A 1190-nucleotide genomic window follows, 5' to 3' on the forward strand; every position below is an offset into this window, starting at 1 on the left:
CGTAATCATATCCTTCTCGCCTTACTTAGTTGCATTTTCAATCCTTATCTCGCTTATGATAATCTTTGTAAATGGGAAGGAGTCAGCTTACACCAGCAAGTTTAACCTAGAGATTGTAAATATAAACAGGAGATTTTCCTATTATTTCTCCCTCATGGCAAGTCCCCACTACCAAAAAGAAATCAGAGTTTTCAACCTAGGACCTATGGTTAAGTCCAAAACCCAAGGATACTTAGACCAAATGATGGATGGCTTTGAAGATAAGTTTGCCTATGAGGCAAATATGGGAGCAATTAAAATCTTTTTGGAGTCTATTTTAAGATTAGTATCCTACACCTATGTTGCAATGAGAACCCTATCAGCTGCCTACGGCCCACAAATAAGTTTTGGTTCATTTTCTGCTATAATTGCTGCAAATGAAAACTTTATGAAATCTTTCCAAACCATGTTTTCAGAGCTAGCAGACTTTATAATGAGCCTTGCCAATCTTGAACCTCTTTATGATTTCTACGTCCTAGATTCTGATAAAGAAGAAAACCTAGAGAAAGCCGGAGATTTTGAAAGCCTAGTCTTTAAAAACGTAACCTTTACTTATCCAGGATCAGACAGGAAAATCATTGACAACTTGTCTTTTAGGATAAACAAGGGCGAGAAAATCTCGATTGTGGGTGTAAATAACGCTGGTAAGACAACTATAGTTAAACTTCTATTGAGGTTTTTCGACATCGATAGCGGGGAAATCTTATATAATGGTATAAACATCAAAAAAATCAGCAAAAAATCACTATATGAGAAAATTACAGGAGTCTTCCAAGACTTTGCCATCATGCCTTTTACAATCAAGGAAAATATCATTGCAAATAAGGATTATGAGGAAGAAAAAACAACAAGAATCATTGAAAAACTAGACCTTGCTGAAAGGATAAAAAAGCTTCCAAAAGGCCTTGACACCTACCTAAACAAGGACATCTACGAAGGTGCAACAGACCTCTCCCTCGGCCAAAAGCAGAAGCTTGCTATAGCCCGAGCCCTCTACCAGGACGCAGATTTCCTAATCCTAGATGAGCCAACAGCATCCCTCGACCCCCTTGCCGAAAGCAAAATCTACGAACATTTTAACGAAATGACTGAGGGCAAAACTGCCATCTTCATCTCCCACAGGATGAGCTCATCAAGGTTTACCGACAAAA

The 1190-nt window shown here is 38.4% G+C and carries 1 protein-coding gene; it reads left to right on the forward strand.

The window, feature by feature from the left end:
- Window positions 1–1190 (forward strand): ABC transporter ATP-binding protein (locus Q0410_RS02525; protein WP_299032535.1); only part of this gene is annotated, 1190 nt, incomplete at both ends.

Origin of the sequence: uncultured Anaerococcus sp. (genome assembly GCF_937934665.1) — a bacterium.
Classification (GTDB): domain Bacteria; phylum Bacillota; class Clostridia; order Tissierellales; family Peptoniphilaceae; genus Anaerococcus.